At 52.6% G+C, this 15,464-nt stretch carries 16 protein-coding genes; all 16 read right to left on the reverse strand.

Annotated elements, in window-relative coordinates; all coding sequences use genetic code 11:
• Positions 1 to 80: 80 nt before the first annotated feature.
• On the reverse strand, positions 81 to 1,331 hold the full coding sequence (locus DEALDRAFT_RS03240; protein WP_008514843.1) for a Glu/Leu/Phe/Val family dehydrogenase: 1,251 nt from the start codon (positions 1,329 to 1,331) through the stop codon (positions 81 to 83).
• A gap of 165 nt (positions 1,332 to 1,496) precedes the next feature.
• Entirely contained in the window at positions 1,497 to 2,546 is a 1,050-nt protein-coding gene (gene fni, locus DEALDRAFT_RS03245) for a type 2 isopentenyl-diphosphate Delta-isomerase (RefSeq protein ID WP_008514846.1), read from the reverse strand.
• Between the two features lie 3 nt (positions 2,547 to 2,549).
• Positions 2,550 to 4,586 (reverse strand): bifunctional 4-hydroxy-3-methylbut-2-enyl diphosphate reductase/30S ribosomal protein S1, encoded by a 2,037-nt coding sequence (locus DEALDRAFT_RS03250; RefSeq protein ID WP_008514848.1) that lies wholly within the window; start codon positions 4,584 to 4,586, stop codon positions 2,550 to 2,552.
• Positions 4,587 to 4,606: 20 nt separating this feature from the next.
• The gene (locus DEALDRAFT_RS03255) at positions 4,607 to 5,188 is read right to left on the reverse strand and encodes a lysophospholipid acyltransferase family protein (RefSeq protein WP_008514850.1); all 582 of its coding nucleotides are present in this window, start codon (positions 5,186 to 5,188) and stop codon (positions 4,607 to 4,609) included.
• Between the two features lie 16 nt (positions 5,189 to 5,204).
• Positions 5,205 to 5,864: a (d)CMP kinase gene (cmk, locus tag DEALDRAFT_RS03260; protein WP_008514851.1), complete on the reverse strand. Its 660-nt coding sequence runs from the start codon at positions 5,862 to 5,864 to the stop codon at positions 5,205 to 5,207.
• A gap of 43 nt (positions 5,865 to 5,907) precedes the next feature.
• Positions 5,908 to 6,288, reverse strand: a complete 381-nt coding sequence (gene aroH / locus DEALDRAFT_RS03265; RefSeq protein WP_008514853.1) for a chorismate mutase — start codon at positions 6,286 to 6,288, stop codon at positions 5,908 to 5,910.
• Positions 6,289 to 6,379: 91 nt separating this feature from the next.
• Entirely contained in the window at positions 6,380 to 6,886 is a 507-nt protein-coding gene (locus DEALDRAFT_RS03270; RefSeq protein ID WP_008514855.1) for a hypothetical protein, read from the reverse strand.
• Between the two features lie 47 nt (positions 6,887 to 6,933).
• Positions 6,934 to 8,184 carry a BaiN/RdsA family NAD(P)/FAD-dependent oxidoreductase gene (locus tag DEALDRAFT_RS03275; RefSeq protein ID WP_008514856.1) on the reverse strand — a complete coding sequence of 417 codons (1,251 nt, stop codon included), beginning with the start codon at positions 8,182 to 8,184 and terminating at the stop codon, positions 6,934 to 6,936.
• A 164-nt stretch (positions 8,185 to 8,348) separates the two neighbouring features.
• The gene (locus DEALDRAFT_RS03280) at positions 8,349 to 9,242 is read right to left on the reverse strand and encodes a radical SAM protein (protein ID WP_008514858.1); all 894 of its coding nucleotides are present in this window, start codon (positions 9,240 to 9,242) and stop codon (positions 8,349 to 8,351) included.
• Positions 9,243 to 9,385: 143 nt separating this feature from the next.
• Entirely contained in the window at positions 9,386 to 9,886 is a 501-nt protein-coding gene (locus tag DEALDRAFT_RS03285; RefSeq protein ID WP_008514860.1) for a hypothetical protein, read from the reverse strand.
• A gap of 156 nt (positions 9,887 to 10,042) precedes the next feature.
• On the reverse strand, positions 10,043 to 10,789 hold the full coding sequence (cobS, locus tag DEALDRAFT_RS03290; RefSeq protein ID WP_083798610.1) for an adenosylcobinamide-GDP ribazoletransferase: 747 nt from the start codon (positions 10,787 to 10,789) through the stop codon (positions 10,043 to 10,045).
• Positions 10,786 to 11,415: a histidine phosphatase family protein gene (locus DEALDRAFT_RS03295; RefSeq protein WP_008514863.1), complete on the reverse strand. Its 630-nt coding sequence runs from the start codon at positions 11,413 to 11,415 to the stop codon at positions 10,786 to 10,788. Before DEALDRAFT_RS03295 ends, cobS begins: the two co-directional genes overlap by 4 nt.
• Positions 11,416 to 11,428: 13 nt before the next feature.
• Complete coding sequence (gene cobD, locus DEALDRAFT_RS03300; protein WP_008514866.1) at positions 11,429 to 12,523, reverse strand: threonine-phosphate decarboxylase CobD; 1,095 nt, start codon at positions 12,521 to 12,523, stop codon at positions 11,429 to 11,431.
• 43 nt (positions 12,524 to 12,566) lie between these two features.
• Entirely contained in the window at positions 12,567 to 13,517 is a 951-nt protein-coding gene (gene cbiB, locus DEALDRAFT_RS03305; protein ID WP_008514867.1) for an adenosylcobinamide-phosphate synthase CbiB, read from the reverse strand.
• 1 nt (position 13,518) lies between these two features.
• Positions 13,519 to 14,094, reverse strand: a complete 576-nt coding sequence (gene cobU, locus DEALDRAFT_RS03310) for a bifunctional adenosylcobinamide kinase/adenosylcobinamide-phosphate guanylyltransferase (protein ID WP_008514869.1) — start codon at positions 14,092 to 14,094, stop codon at positions 13,519 to 13,521.
• Entirely contained in the window at positions 14,081 to 15,463 is a 1,383-nt protein-coding gene (locus tag DEALDRAFT_RS03315) for a cobyrinate a,c-diamide synthase (RefSeq protein ID WP_008514871.1), read from the reverse strand. The genes cobU and DEALDRAFT_RS03315 overlap by 14 nt, the downstream gene beginning before the upstream one ends.
• Position 15,464: the final 1 nt, after the last annotated feature.

Consider the following 15,464-nt stretch of genomic DNA (forward strand, 5'->3'; position numbering starts at 1 on the left):
GACCTCAGTGCTGCTTACCTTAGCAGCAAAAAAAAACCGGCAGGAGAGAATTCTCTCCTGCCGGTTGGCAGTTTATTGGTTTAAACCAAGCCTCTGGCCTTGATGGCTTCTGACAGCCTGGTGATGGAGTTAATGTAGGCTGCGGTACGCATGTCCACTTTATGCTCCTGGCTGGTGATATAGGTTTTATCGAAAGCGTCAAACATCAAAGCTTTCAGCTTGGTGTTTACTTCTTCTTTGGTCCAGTAGTAGTTCATCAGGTTCTGAACCCACTCAAAGTAGGAAACGGTTACACCGCCGGCGTTGGCCAGAATGTCGGGGATAACCATTACGCCGTTTTCAAAGAGAACTTTGTCTGCATCGGGGGTGGTGGGGCCGTTGGCCGCTTCCGCCACGATTTTCGCTTTGATGTTGGCGGCGTTTTTGGAAGTAATCACGTTTTCCAGCGCTGCCGGAACCAGAATGTCCACATCCATTTCCAAAAGGTCTTCGCCGGTAATCAGGCTGCAGGTACCAAACTCCACACAGGAGCCGGTTTTTTGTTTATGCTCCAGCAGGTGTGAGGGGTCCACCCCATCTTCACTGTACACTGCACCGCGGGAATCGCTGACCGCTACCAGCTTGCAACCCAAATCATGCAGCAGGCGTGCGGCAATATAGCCGGCATTACCGTAGCCCTGGATAGCAACGGTGGCGCCTTGCAGGTTCAGGCCGATTTTTTCTGCGGCTTTGATAATGGTGTAGATACAACCCTGGGCGGTGGCTTCGTTACGGCCAAGTGAACCGCCGACAATAATGGGCTTGCCGGTGATTACACCAAACTGGTTGCTGCCGGCAATGCGGCTGTAGGTATCCATCATCCAGGCCATAACCTGGGCGTTGGTGTACACATCGGGGGCGGGGATGTCTTTATCCGGGCCCACAATGGCAGCGATGGCTTCAATGAAGCCGCGGGCCACACGCTCCAGTTCACCCTGGGACATTTCCTTGGGGTTACAGATTACGCCGCCTTTACCACCGCCGTAGGGCAGTCCCACAACACCGCATTTAAAAGTCATCCACATGGAAAGGGCTTTAACTTCGTCCACTGTCACATCAGGATGGAAACGGATGCCGCCTTTGCAAGGACCGATGGCATCGTTATGCTGGGAGCGGATTCCCTGAAATACCTTTGTGGTACCGTCATCCATTTTTACAGGAAAACTTACAATAAGTACACGCTTAGGTTCTTTAATGATGGCTTCCAGAGCAGGGTCCAGGTTGATATATTTACCTGCCTCATGGATTTGCTGCTGAGCAATTTCAAACGCATTAAGAGATTCAGTCACCATTGACACTCCTTCACAATAATCTGAGGCAACGATGCCTCTAATTGATGATTATATCAACTTTTGTCAAACTGTCAATGAAACCAGCTTTCACCATATGAAATTTTCACAATAATCTGTGCATTGGAAAAAAAAAGGCTGACCTGATAGTCAGCCTTTTTTTTGCACTTAACGGGATGAAAATAATTCTGACAGTGAGATCTCACGTTGATCAAGCCATTGACGGGTCTCACCGGTAACCACCAGGGGCACTTCACGCAATTCAGCAATATTATGTGCTCCGGTCATAACCATTATCATTTTCATTTCATTGATCATTTCATTGAGGCACAGCACCAGTTTTTCACGGCCTTCTGCCAACAGCATTTTGGCCGCCAGTCCGGCAATACCCACAGTGTTGGCGCCTAAGGCCAGAGCCTTTGCTGCCAACAGCCCGGAATTCAAACCGCCGCTGGCCACAATGTCGGTATCCGGCGCTCCGGCTTTGGCCTCCAGGATAGAAATGGCTGTGGGAATTCCCCATTTTAAAAGATCGGGATTAGTCTTGGCGTGAGCCCGGCGGCGTTCAATCAGCATAAAGTTTGTGCCGCCTTTGCCACCCACATCGATGGCGGCCACACCAAGCTCCTTAAAGATTGCAGCCTGCTCACGGGCCACTCCAAAGCCCACTTCCTTGATAATGACGGGTACATCCACGGCACCGACGATTTTTTCAATCTGCCGGCGGTAACCGCGAAAATCGGTGTCCCCTTCTTTCATCATCAGTTCCTGGGGAACATTAAGATGAATCTGCAAAGCATCGGCACGGACCATATCCACTGCACGGCGCGCCATATCAACATCGGAGTAGGCACCGATGTTGGCAAAGATAATTCCATCCGGATAGACTTCGCGCACCACATGAAATGTTTTGGCGTAAAGCGGATTTTCCAGGGCTGCCATCTGGGAGCCCACCGCCAGTGCCATGCCGCATTCTTTAGCGGTAAGGGCCAATTCCCGGTTCACACACTCCGCATCCTCCACACCACCGGTGATGGCGTTGATGAACAGCGGGAGCCGAAGGTTAATTCCGGCCAGGTTTGTGGAAAGATCCAGCGCTTTCAGACTGGTTTCCGGCAGGCAGTTATGGACCAGGTTGATATCACAGAAATCAGCACTGGTTAGATCAGAGCGGACTGCATGCCAGAGATGTTCCAGTTTTCGTGCCTGACGTGACATGATTTACTCCTCTTTATCTTTTTCCAGGTCAAACAAGTCACCAAAGACATCACCCAGGGTCACACCGGTACCGGTATCTTCCGGCTGCTGCTGTACCTGACGGGTCTGCTCTTTTTTGGGGCGGGGGGCAGCATCACGCATGCTCAGGCTAACCCGTTTGCCATCGGTGTTAATATCCAGAATTTTAACTTTAACAACGTCACCCTGCTGTACTACTTCGGAGGGCTGCTTGACGTGGTAGTTGGCCAACTGGGAAATATGCACCAGGCCTTCCACGCCGGGAATCAATTCCACGAAAGCACCAAAGTCCACAATACGGGTAACTTTACCTTCTACCACATCGCCGGCGCTAAACTTCTGACCCACCTCTGTCCAGGGATCGGGCTGAGCCTGACGCAGGGAAAGGCCAATCCGTTCGCGCTCAGGAATAACTTCAATAACTTTTACTTCAATTTCATCGCCTACGCTAAGCACTTCACCGGGGTTATCGATGCGATGCCAGGAGATTTCAGAAATATGAACCAGGCCGTCAATGCCGCCAACATCTACAAAAGCACCGAAGTTGGTGAGGCGCTTAACAGTGCCCTTAATGATTTGGCCGGGCTCCAACTCTGCTAATACCTTGTCTTTTTGCACTGCAGCTTCTTCTTCCAGCACCTGCTTGCGGGACAGAATCAGCTTCTCTTTTTCAGGGCGCATTTCAATGATTTTGAAGGAAATTTCCTGACCCTGGAATTCGTTAAAGTCCGGGATATAGCGGACGTCTACCAGGGAGCCGGGCATAAAGGCATCATAGCCGCCGCCCAGTTCCACCACCAGGCCGGCGGGAACAGCTTCCTTTACTTTGCCGGAAAGAATGGTGCCCTCTTCAAAGGCTTTTTCCAGCTCAGCCCACTTTTGCTTACGCTCAATGGCTTTGCGGGACAGAATGATTCTGCCTTCCTGATCATCTACCTTTTTCACGGCCACTTCCACTTCCTGACCGTTTTCCATAACGTCGGCCAGCATCTGATCACCTTCTAATATAACTTCCTGGCGCGGGAGGACTCCCTCGCTCTTGTACCCGATATCCACAAGTACTTCATCGTCGGACACCTGTACCACAGTGCCTGTTACTACATCCCCTGCGGAGAATTCCTTAATCTCCTGGTCCAGGGATACTTCCTCCGTTGCCGTTTGCTCCTCCTGGAGCTCTGTGTTCTTCTCGTTTTCCATTTTTCCAATGACCTCCTTTATCGTCCAGTCGGGTGTTGAAGCACCGGCGGTAACCCCGACTGTCCTAACCTCTTTCAGTTGTTCGGCATCCAGTTCATGTGCCTCTGATACAGCGATGGTTCTCACACCGGTCGACCGGCAGACATCCGCCAGTTTGCGGGTGTTGGCGCTGTTTTTGCCGCCCACCACCACCATCAGATCCACATCATAAGCCAGGTTGCGGGCAGCTTCCTGCCGCAATGCCGTTGCCTGACAAATTGTATTATATATTTCAACCACCGGAACTATCGCTTTTAGTTTCTCACCGATTTCTGCCAAAATACTCTGACGCTGTGTGGTTTGTGCCACAAGAGCTACCGGCTTTTCCCGATTTAGCCCCTCCAACTCAGATATGGAGCCGTCGGCGGTGAGAACAATGGGCTGATCACGGCCCCATCCCAAAACACCCTTGATTTCCGGATGAGTGGGATCGCCCAGGACAATGACCTGTTTTCCCTCTTCAATCAGGCGGGCTACAAGAGTTTGCAGCTTGCCCACAAAGGTACAGGTCGCATCAACTATTTGCAGGCCCCGTTCTTCGGCCTGCCGGAACACCTCCGGGCGTTCACCGTGGGAACGAATAACAACCGTGGCACCGTGAGGCACCTCAGCCAAATCGTCCACAAAGATTACGCCTTCTTCACGTAATTTATCTAACAAACTGTCATTATGGGCAAGGGGACCCAAAGCATAGACCCGCCCCTGGCGGGATGCATCCAGGGCCTGCTTTACCGCTTTTTTAACACCGCCACAAAAGCCGGCGTGTTCTGCTACAATAACCTTCAAAAACTCACCTCAAAATTATTTTACACCTTCCGCAGGCGGCCGATTTCTTCCATGATTTTTTGGGCCGTATCTTCCAAGTGCTCCGCTTTTACCCTGGTGCCGTAATGTTGGGGAAAGGTCATGGGCTTACCGATGCGGACTTGAATGGGACGAAAGAGTTTATAAGGGCCCACAATGGCCGCCGGCACCACCGGCGCTTCGCTTTTTACCGCAATCAGGCCAACACCGGCCTGGGGCGGCAGTAAATCATCGGTTTTACTGCGGGTTCCCTCAGGGAAAATCCCCACAACTCCGCCGCTTTTTAGTGTGTCCAAAGCAGTTTTTATGGCTCTGCGGTCTGCGCTGTCCCGCTTGACGGGAAAGGCATTTACTTTCGGTAATATTTTGCCGAAAACGGGAATTTTAAATAATTCTTCTTTTGCCATAAAGCGCACTGTCCTACTGGTTACAGCCCCCATAAGCGGAGGGTCCCACCAGGAAATATGATTGGCACATAAAAGAAAAGCTCCCTCGTCGGGCAGGTTTTCCCGGCCCTGTACATCCCAGCGGTAAAATATCTGAAAGATCCAGGCAAACAATTGTCGGATTACTTTATACAGCATGGTTTTACCTCCGGTTTTATTTGCCCGAAACACGGTTGACTATTGATTCTATAACTTCTTCTTTGGTCAAGGCCGTTGAATCAAGATGAATGGCATCCTCTGCAGGACGCAGTGGCGCGCATTCCCGCTCGGAGTCAATTTTATCACGGGCGGCAATCTCTTTAACCATCTGCTCCAAAGCCAGTGTTTCCCCCTTGGCATGCAGCTCCGCCAACCGGCGTGCCCTCTCTTCCAGGGATGCGGTGAGAAAAAACTTATATTCCGCATCAGGCATTACGGTGGTCCCTATATCGCGTCCATCCATCACCACACCGCCACGGTTACCCATTTCACGCTGTTTTCCTACTAATATATCCCGTACTTCCGGGCAGCGGGCCACATAGGAGACGTTGCGGCTCACTTCCGGCAGGCGAATATCTTCAGTCACATTTTCCCCGTTTAAATAAATGATGTTGCCGTTGGGGGCGCTTTGGATATCAAGCTCTGAATTTCGGGTCAGTTCTTCCAGCGCAGCAGTATTATGTAAATCTGCATTTTGGCGCAAACCCGCCAGGGTAATGGCCCGGTACATGGCACCGGTATCAAGGTATGCAAGCCCAAGACGTCTGGCCACTTCACGGGCCACCGTACTTTTCCCCGCGCCGGCAGGACCGTCAATGGCAATTCTGGGTTTCATAGGCGTCTCTCCCTACAGAAAATTGAACAACAAAAACAACACGCTAGGTGTTGTTATGGGCAAGGTCGGCACGCAAAGCACGGGCCTCCCTAAGATAAATATGTTTTATCTCAGCCTGAGACTTTTCAGTGTTCACATGTATAAGCACACGAATACAAAAAGCCAATGCTCCGGGCACGTCAACTTCTACGGCACAGAGTAATGGCACATTATCCCAGCCTAATTCTCTTGCGGCAGTTGCCGGAAAAACAGCATTAAGGTCAGGCGTCAGAGTAAAATAGACACTGGCGATGTCTTCTTTCTTGACATTATTGGCTTTCGTCATTTTTGAGAGCAATTCTCTGGTTGCCTGCGTAATTTCACACGCTCTGTTCTCTGAAACGTTAATTGCTCCTCTGATCCCTCTGACAACACTACGACCCACTACAACGTCCTCCCACAACTACACTTAAACTAAAGGTTTAGCTTTAAATTAAATAATAACTTAAATTCCTCTCTTTGGCAAGCTTTTTTCCTCAGTTTCCCTGCACAACAACCCAGCTGATGGTTTCAGGTCTGCCAAAATATGTAACGACCTGCCCTTCTTCAGGCGAAACCACTCCATCGGAAATGGCGCTCACCACAACCTCGATATCGTATATTGAATGGTCACCGTCTACCTCTACCAGATCTCCATCATGCACCTCCACCTTTGCAGTACCATCATTACCGAAGGTGGCAGCCTTCTCTCCGTTAACATACACACTGAGAAGGGAAGCATCTATTTCGTTAATGACAGAAAGTTCCAGATAAAAGGTTTCGGCCTGCACCGGAGGGCGGGCAGAGGTTTCCTGTTCCTGCTCGACTTCCTGCTCATAGGGTACGCCTTCCAACCGCTCCACAAGACTCAGTCTGCTCCGCACCTGAGGATTGATTAAAAGCGCCTGGCTTACCAAGAGGACAAACAACAACACCGCCGCCGACTTAATCAGCAGGCGCTCAAAACGACTTGTCCGTTCATTAAACCACCGTTCGAAATCCATCTGACATGCCCCCTCTTACCAAAAGAGTATGTCAGAGTAGCGGGAAATTATTCCTGTTTTCCTGCAGATATTCCCGCCACAAATCCGGTGGAAAACGCTGCCTGCAAATTGTAGCCGCCGGTATTGCCGTCCACATCAATCAGTTCGCCGGCAAAGTAAAGGTTTTTTACTAATTTTGATTCCATGGTGGCGGGATCAATTTCTTTAACATTAACACCACCCGCCGTCACGATAGCCTCCCGCAGTGGGCGCATGGCCGTCACATTCAGGGTCAGGGCGGTCAGCGTTTCAGCCAGTTTAATCCGCTGCTGTTTGGTAATCTGATTTACCGGCACATCCCCGGAAATCCCCGAGAGCCTCACCACCGGCTCAATAAGCTTTTGCGGCAAAAGATCATCTAAGCTGTTTTTAAACTGTTTACGCGAGTATTTATCAAAATCCCGCACCAGGCGGGCATCAAGCTGCTGGGGGGTCAGGGCCGGCTTAAGGTTAATTTGAATCTGGGTTTTTTTGCCCCTGTTTAGTGCGCCGGTAGCTTCACGACTCAGGGTGAGTATTATCGGGCCGCTGACACCATAATGGGTAAAGAGCATCTCACCAAACTCTTCGGCGGCCAAACGCCCCTCCACCAGAACCCGGGCACTGACATTCTTTAGCGCCAGGCCGGTCAATTCCGGCACCCACTTTTCCGCCACCTCCAATGGCACCAGCGCGGGCCGGGGTTTAACAACGGCGTGACCCGCCTTCTCCGCCAAGCGATACCCGTCGCCGGTGGACCCGGTGGCGGGATATGATGCACCGCCGGTGGCCAAAATCACCGCATCCGCTGTTATCTCTTTCTCGCCGCACTTCACACCAACCACACTGCCACCGGCCACACTAAGACGCGTTACCCGCTCCCCTTTTTGCACCCGGACGCCGGTTTTCACCAGAAACCGCTCCATGGCCTGGACTAAGTCAGACGCCTTCTGCGACTTGGGAAAAACCCGTCCGCCACGCTCCACCACAGTGGGCACACCAAGCTCAGCAAAAAAGCGGCGCACATCGTCATTGGTAAAACGATATATGGGCCCGTATAAAAAAGTTCCGTTACCGGGAAACTGGGCAATAATCTCCTCCACATCGGCATCGTTGGTCACATTACCCCGGCCTTTGCCGGTGATGGCCAACTTCTTACCCAACCGGTCATTACGTTCCAAAAGAGTAACCGACGCACCGGCAGCCGCCGCCTGGCCCGCCGCCATCATCCCCGCCGGCCCCCCACCAACTACCAACACCTTCAACTGCGACTCACCCATAAAAAATCAAACCTCCCTGGGACAAGGGGACAGGTCAACTGTCCCACTTTTGTGGACAGAGGGACAGGTTTCACTGTCCACACTTTCCTTATTCTACCATGGACAAAGGGACAGGTTTATTTGTTCACGCTGCTCACGCCCTCCCAGAGGGTCCCCTTGTCCCATTATTCAACTCTGGTCAGGCCGTATTTTTTTGCCAGTGCCCGGGCTTCCATCAGTTCATTGCGACTAGGCCTCCGGGAAAGCTCCGGATACTTATCTGCTTCGAAAGCCGGATGGTATTGTCCCATCAGGTTTATGTATGTATCCGGGGAAAGTTCGGCGGCAATAAAGCGCAGCACATCTTCGGTGCCGGCCAAACCGCCGGGCATAATCAGATGGCGCACCATTAAACCGCGTACCGCCACGCCCCGCTTATCTACCTGCAGTGTTCCCACCTGGCGGTGCATTTCCTTTAAAGATGAAAACATGCTGGCAGGATAGTTTTCCACACCGGAATACTTCTTAGCCAAACCCGGGTCGCTGAATTTAGTATCGGGTAAATAAATATCAATTACGCCATCTAATAGCTTTAGGGTCTCCGGACACTCATAGGCTCCGCAGTTATAAACCAGCGGCACAGTTAAACCCTTTTTAGCCGCCAGCGACAGTGCCGAGAGAATTTGCGGCACATAATGGGTGGGGGTGACAAAATTGATGTTTTCGCAACCCCGCTTTTGCAGAGCAAGCATCACTTCAGCCAGATCTTGGTGCTCTAAGTCATCGCCATACCCCATATGGGAGATATCGTAGTTTTGGCAAAAAACGCAGCGTAAATTACAATAAGCAAAAAAAATAGTGCCGGAGCCGCCGCGGCCCACCAATGGAGCCTCTTCCCCGAAGTGGGGGCCATAGCTTGAGACCCGGGCCAACTTTCCGGCCCGGCAGAAGCCGGTTTTCCCGGCAGTGCGGTCCACACCGCAGGCCTGCGGGCAAAGCAGGCACTTGCCAAGACCCTGTACTGCTTTTTCTGCACGACTGGTCAGCTCACCGCTTGTTGCCAATTCAGTGTATCGCATATGCCCTCCAAGAATTTTAACAAAGTGGGACAGTTGAACCTGTCCCCGTGTCCCACTTTTGTGGACAAATAAACCTGTCCCTCTGTCCACGGGGATGAAAGAAGCGGCCGGAGGCCGCTTGGTTTTTAGTCTTTATCTTGGTCTTAGTCGTGGTAACGTTTTGTTTTTTGTTGAATTTGGGTTTTGGCCTGTTCGTGGACTTCAAAGAAGACCTGTTCCATGTCCTGCACCGTTAAGCCAACGCGCAGGGGTTCCATGATTTTTATGCGTCTGAACTCGTCGCGGACGGCAAAGCGCACCAGGTTAAATAGAGAATCGGCCATCATTTCCAGTTCCATGGGCGCAAAAGTCACATCAGAATCAGTTTCTTCATCATACACCGTGTAGAGATCGCCCATTATAATATCTTCTACGTAAATGCCCTTTACCGGCACATTACGCCAGAGGGCGGCCTGCTGCTCCCGCAGCTCCACAGCCATCTCCTCTGAGCTTTTGCCTCCGAAGAAAAACCGTGAAGGACGTGCTTTACCACGGTAATCATACCGTACCTTGGCACGGATTCTTGCCGGGGAAGCCACTTCCTTCTCATCAATACGTCTGCACTCTTCTAAATTTACCTGTTTTTCAAAGCCTGGCTTCAGCACAGTTATTCCTCCCTGGACTCTGGCGCTACTTGTTAGAATTTCCCGTTTATACAAAATAATTCGCCCCACTGGAAGAAAATCCTGCCTGTTTCAACCCACTTCACCATTTTGTTGCAAACGTTAATTAGTTTTACGACATTGTTTTTAAAAACAGCACTAGCGTAAAATAATGGGCAGTAAAAGCAAAAATGCCAGTTCGTGCAGCTCACAGGCTGCTCCCAGCAGATCGCCGGTGACGCCGCCGAAATTTTGCACAAAAAAATACCGCAGTAAAAAAAAGAGCAAAATCTGGGGAATAAGGAGAGGAAACACGGCTATGCTTAGTGCGGCATAGCCCAAAATCAGAAATAGCAGCACTGCCAGCAGTAAGTGCACCATTGAGGTGCGCTCCACAAACTCACGGCCCAGGCCATATCCCTCCCGGGCATAACGGCCGGTGGCCATCAGCGCCACCAATGCGGTACGCCCTGCCACCGGGGCCAAAATCAGGCCCAGCATCCAGGCCGGACGATTTATCAGTTGTGAGACAGCCAGGATTTTTATAAATCCTCCCAGCACGGCAGCCTGCACGCCGAAAGCACCAACACGGCTGTCCCGCATCACTTCCAGACGCCGGGCACGGTCTCCCCTGACACCCAAACCGTCAAAGGTATCCATCAGCCCGTCCAGGTGCAGGCCACCCGTTAACAGCACCCATAGAGTTACTATCAGTGCCGAAGCCAGAATTTCAGGCCAGGCCCTTTGCGCCAGCTGCAATCCCCAATAGAGTATGATGCCCAACATTGCCCCGATAATGGGATAGTAGACGGTGGAGGCGGCCAGGTCGTTGCCGTCAATATTTTCATCGCCCCCAAAAGGGTACACGGTAAGAAAGCGCAGCGCCAGCATAAATCGCTTCATCATAAACCGCCTTTCTCTTCACCGTTTTCCTGCAGATGGCAGGTGTCATTTAATTTTACCAGGCTCCAATAACCGGCCACATATTCCAAAATGGTTGCGGAGCCGGTTTCTATCTGCATCCGGGCTGCGGTAACCGGAGGTAGCTCCAGCAAAAGGGTAACGGCCACCCGAATCAATCCGCCGTGGGTCACAACGGCCGCCGTTTCATCCTCCCCCAGGGTTTGGCTAATCTTATCCACCGCCGCCCGGACCCTTTCCCCCATATCTGCCGCCGCTTCTCCCTCAGGAGGACAGACGTTGACCGGATCCACGCACCACTCTTCAAAGCCTTTTTTCATCTCATCGTCCATATCGGCGTAGCGCAGTCCTTCCCAACGACCAAAGGACATCTCCCGCAGCTCCGGGATAATCTCCGGGGTCAACTTGAACCGGGAAGCCAAAGGTTTTGCAAAGGAAACGGCCCGGTCCAGAGGCGAGGTAAAAATTTTATCTATCTGCCATTTAAAACCTCTGGCCAAAGCAGCACTTTGGCGCACACCCACCTCACTGAGTGCCACATCACTGACGCCCTGCATACGAAATTCACGGTTCCACAGGGTTTCTCCATGTCTGATAAATATTAACTTCATTGTTTTCCTCCGTTTAGGGCATGACTGCCTGCAGCGCAGAAAGCAAACTTTCATTTTCCTCAGCACTGCGGACCGCCACCCGGATAAAGCGCTGCTCCAGTCCCTGATAATTACCGCAGTCACGCACCAGGATGTTATGTTGCAACAATCTGCGCTGTAATTCAGGCGATGCTACAGTTTTGCTGCCCAGAAATATATAGTTGGCCGACGGCAAAAAAACATCCAGGCCGGGAATTTTCTGCAACCGACGAGCCAAAGAGCCGGCAAGTTTGCCAACTTCCTCTGCAGTGCGGCGGACATACCCCGCATCCTGCAGCACATACCGCCCGGCTTCCTGGGCTAAATGGTTCACGCTCCAGGGGTCCCGCAGTTTTTGCGCCGCAGCAACCACAGATTGTTGTGCTGCCATGAATCCCAGACGAAGCCCGGGAATGGCATACATTTTAGTCAGCGAACACAGCACAATTATATTATCCTGTTTAGACTGTAAAAGAGTTAATTCCTGCCACTGCGGCAAAAATTCCAAAAATGCTTCGTCAACCACCAAATATCCGCCGGCCTTGGCGCAGGCTCGTCCCACCGACAGCACTTCTTCCCGGGACAGGAACACACCGGTGGGGTTATTGGGGTTGCACAAAAATGTAACCGCCGGCTTAATTCTTGCTATATCAGCACACAATGCCGGAATTTCGGGCCTGAAGCGCCCTTCTTGTTGCAAGAAGTGGCAAGAAACTTCCCTGCCCGCTGCCTGAGCCGCCCGCTCATAGAGGGTAAAGGTGGGGACCGGCAAAAGCACAGGTCCCGGCGGCAAAGCCCGCATCAACAGATAAATGAGCTCTCCGGCGCCGTTGCCCGCCAGCACTTCCCCCGCCGGTTCATAACGCCGGAGGATGGCCTGACTCAGGCGGCGGCAGGACGGGTCGGGATAAGCCTCAATCTGTGGTAATGAGTCCGTCAGATGAGCAAATAGCCCCGGCGGTGGGCCTAGCGGGTTTATATTGGCACTGAAATCCAGAATGTCCCCTGCCTCCACACCGGCATAGGCGGCTGCAGTTTGGATATCGCCGCCGTGGCCAAACGGGTGTAGTTTGTTTTCCCCTGTCTCCATAACCGCCTCCAATAGTTTTATCGCTACTTTCTTACTACATACACTAAATTATTGCATTTAAAGCACTCCTGATGAGTAGGCCCACCACAATAAAGACCAATGATGTTACCTGCATCAAACGTGCAGCGCTTTTAATATCTCCCAGACCGGCCTTTTGTCCCGCGGCCCACAGCTGTGGCCGGCGCGAGATATGGCCGCCGTAGCTGTTCTCTCCGCCCAGTGTAATATCCAGGGCACCGGCGGTAAGCGCTTCTGCCAGACCGCTGTTGGGGCTGGGATGCTTTTGGCCGTCGGTTTTTACAGCCTGCCAGGCATTTCCGGTATTAAGGCTAAGTAAACGGGAGGCCACCAGCATGGCCACCACGTTAATCCTGGCCGGCAGCCAGTTGGCTACGTCATCCAATTTGGCAGCTGCCCGGCCAAAATAAAGATAGCGGTCATTCTTATAGCCCAGCATAGAGTCCATGGTGTTTACCGCTTTATAGGCCATAGCCAGGGGCAAACCACCCACCAAGGCGTAAAACAGGGGGGCGGTTACCCCATCCACCGTATTTTCCGCCACCGTCTCCACCGTGGCCCGGGCCACTTCAGGCTCGTCCATGAGAGCGGTATCGCGCCCCACAATCATGGACACCGCATACCTGGCCCCAGGCAGGTCACCTGAGGCAAGCGGTTTTATCACATCCTGTGCCGCCTCACTTAAGCTGCGCACCGCCAGCGTTGTGGATAAAAGCACCACACTTACCGCCACCCCCGCCACAGGATGGATAAGCGATGCAGCCCAGACCATAAAGAGTACCGCACCCGCCGTGGCTGCCAGGACAAGAACAACCACCACTGTTCCGTATACCAGTTGAATCTGTGGAGAATGATGGGGTTTTCGCAGCCGTTTCTCAAGAGCAGAGATTAGCCGCCCAATAAAAATAACGGGATGGGGCAGCTGCCGCGGATCTCCCACCAATAAATCAAGTAAATAGGCAAACAGGAGCTGCACGTTATGCGCCCCCTTTGACCTGCAGAGGGTATCCGGCCACCGCCAGGTATACCGCATCGGCCTCTTTGGCCACCTGCTGGTTGGCCCGGCCGGCAATGTCACGAAAGAGTCGGCCTAGCCGGGATTCAGGCACAATTCCGCAGCCCACTTCATTGGCCACCATCAGAATCCGGATGTTCTTCTTCCTTGCTGCCACACAAAAGCGGCTCAACTCCTCACGGATGGTTTCTTCTATGCCGTCAATCTTCTCTGACGGCATATCTTCATCGTAGTCTGCCAACAGCACGTTGGTGAGCCACAGAGTCAGGCAGTCCAGAAGAACCGTTTTTGTTTCAGCCGGCACCGCCGCCAGCGCCGCAGTTAAATCACGGGGTTCCTCCACTGTAAACCAGTGGTCCGGACGCCTCTCTTTGTGCAGCTTCACCCGGTGGGCCATCTCCTGGTCATAGACGGGAGCGGTGGCTATATAGGCCACCGCTTCGCCGGAGGTCAGGGCAATTTCTTCGGCCAGTTTGCTTTTGCCGCTGCGGGCCCCGCCTAAAATCAGGACCAGCTTTTCAGACTCATCTATCTTCATGCTCTCCTCCGTTCTTACCGTATGCCGCACACTTCTCTACAAAGCGGCGGGCCACCCCGGGATTACTTAAGAAATGCAGGTGAATATAGGAGCCAAGACAGTTTTTTGCCTGCTCCCCCACCGGCTCTTTTGCCGGTTCTTTTAAATATAAGGGCTCGCTGGATACATCCTGCATATCAGACCAGTGAAATTCATGGCCGCGGCATGTTTCATTTTCCGGCAGCAGGTAATTGCCCGGGGCGCCGGCCACTTCCACATAGCCCAAAGCACGGCGCTTACCACGCATTACCGCCCGTCCGGGAAAAACACCGCTCATGGCAAAGCGCTCTCCCTTAAAATCCGCCAACTCCCGGGCCAGCATCATATACCCGCCGCATTCGGCATAAACCGGCATCCCATCATTTACAGCACTTTGCAGCGCAGCCATAAGGGACGTATTTTGTGCTAAAAGATCCGCAAACATCTCCGGAAAACCGCCGCCCAACATAACGCCCTGCACATTTTCCGGCAGGCCGGGGTCCTCAAGGGGTGAAAAGGGAACAATCCGGGCCCCATAGGCACGGAGTAAATCCAGGTTTTCCGGATAGTAAAAATGAAAGGCCTTATCCTGGGCCACCGCAATACGGCAGAGAGCAGGAGCCGTATCCTCAGGGAAAACCCGTTTTTCGGGTTTGGGTAGCGGCGGTGCTTTTTCTGCCGCCTTTAAAATTGCGTCCACGTCCAGATTAGACTCCACCAAATCAGCCAGGGAACTGAACAGTTCACCCAAGGCCGCTTTTTCTGCCGAAGGCAAAAGGCCCAGATGCCGCTCCGGAATAGCCACTTTAGTCTCTTTGGGCAGATAACCAAAGACCGGCAAAGCCAGGTGCTCGTCCAGCGCCTCTTTTAGCAGCCGGTAATGACTGTCACCGGAGAGGTGATTTAAAATAACGCCGGCCACATTAAGTTGTTGATCAAAATTCACATAGCCGCCCACCAGCGCCGCCGCACTGCGGGCCATTTTGGCACCGCTTGCCACCAGGATGACCGGGGTAGAGGTGAGCTTGGCCACATGGGCCGAGCTGCCCACTTCCCCCATACCTTTGCGGCCGTCAAAGAGGCCCATTACCCCCTCAATTACCGCCACGGCGTTTTCCGGCACCCGGCGCTCCAGCGTTTCCAGCACCTGATCCGGCGGCACCATCCAACTGTCCAGGTTACCGGCAGCCACACCGGCCGCTGCTCCGTGGAAGCCGGGGTCAATATAGTCGGGGCCCACTTTAAAGGGGATCACCGCATGGCCGCGCCGTCGCAGGGCAGCTATGAGTCCGGCGGTGATGGTGGTTTTGCCCACACCGCTGTGGGTTCCGGCAATGAGAATGCGCTTCATG

The sequence above is a fragment of the Dethiobacter alkaliphilus AHT 1 genome (assembly GCF_000174415.1).
Lineage (GTDB): Bacteria > Bacillota > Dethiobacteria > Dethiobacterales > Dethiobacteraceae > Dethiobacter > Dethiobacter alkaliphilus.

Bases quoted from the DNA above. Each gene is read 5' to 3' on its own strand.
- DEALDRAFT_RS03240 (WP_008514843.1), bottom strand. From the start codon at position 1,331: ATGGTGACTGAATCTCTTAATGCGTTTGAAATTGCTCAGCAGCAAATC.
- fni (WP_008514846.1), bottom strand. From the start codon at position 2,546: ATGTCACGTCAGGCACGAAAACTGGAACATCTCTGGCATGCAGTCCGC.
- DEALDRAFT_RS03255 (WP_008514850.1), bottom strand. From the start codon at position 5,188: ATGCTGTATAAAGTAATCCGACAATTGTTTGCCTGGATCTTTCAGATA.
- cmk (WP_008514851.1), bottom strand. From the start codon at position 5,864: ATGAAACCCAGAATTGCCATTGACGGTCCTGCCGGCGCGGGGAAAAGT.
- DEALDRAFT_RS03270 (WP_008514855.1), bottom strand. From the start codon at position 6,886: ATGGATTTCGAACGGTGGTTTAATGAACGGACAAGTCGTTTTGAGCGC.
- DEALDRAFT_RS03275 (WP_008514856.1), bottom strand. From the start codon at position 8,184: ATGGGTGAGTCGCAGTTGAAGGTGTTGGTAGTTGGTGGGGGGCCGGCG.
- DEALDRAFT_RS03280 (WP_008514858.1), bottom strand. From the start codon at position 9,242: ATGCGATACACTGAATTGGCAACAAGCGGTGAGCTGACCAGTCGTGCA.
- cobS (WP_083798610.1), bottom strand. From the start codon at position 10,789: ATGATGAAGCGATTTATGCTGGCGCTGCGCTTTCTTACCGTGTACCCT.
- DEALDRAFT_RS03295 (WP_008514863.1), bottom strand. From the start codon at position 11,415: ATGAAGTTAATATTTATCAGACATGGAGAAACCCTGTGGAACCGTGAA.
- cobD (WP_008514866.1), bottom strand. From the start codon at position 12,523: ATGGAGACAGGGGAAAACAAACTACACCCGTTTGGCCACGGCGGCGAT.
- cobU (WP_008514869.1), bottom strand. From the start codon at position 14,094: ATGAAGATAGATGAGTCTGAAAAGCTGGTCCTGATTTTAGGCGGGGCC.
- DEALDRAFT_RS03315 (WP_008514871.1), bottom strand. From the start codon at position 15,463: ATGAAGCGCATTCTCATTGCCGGAACCCACAGCGGTGTGGGCAAAACC.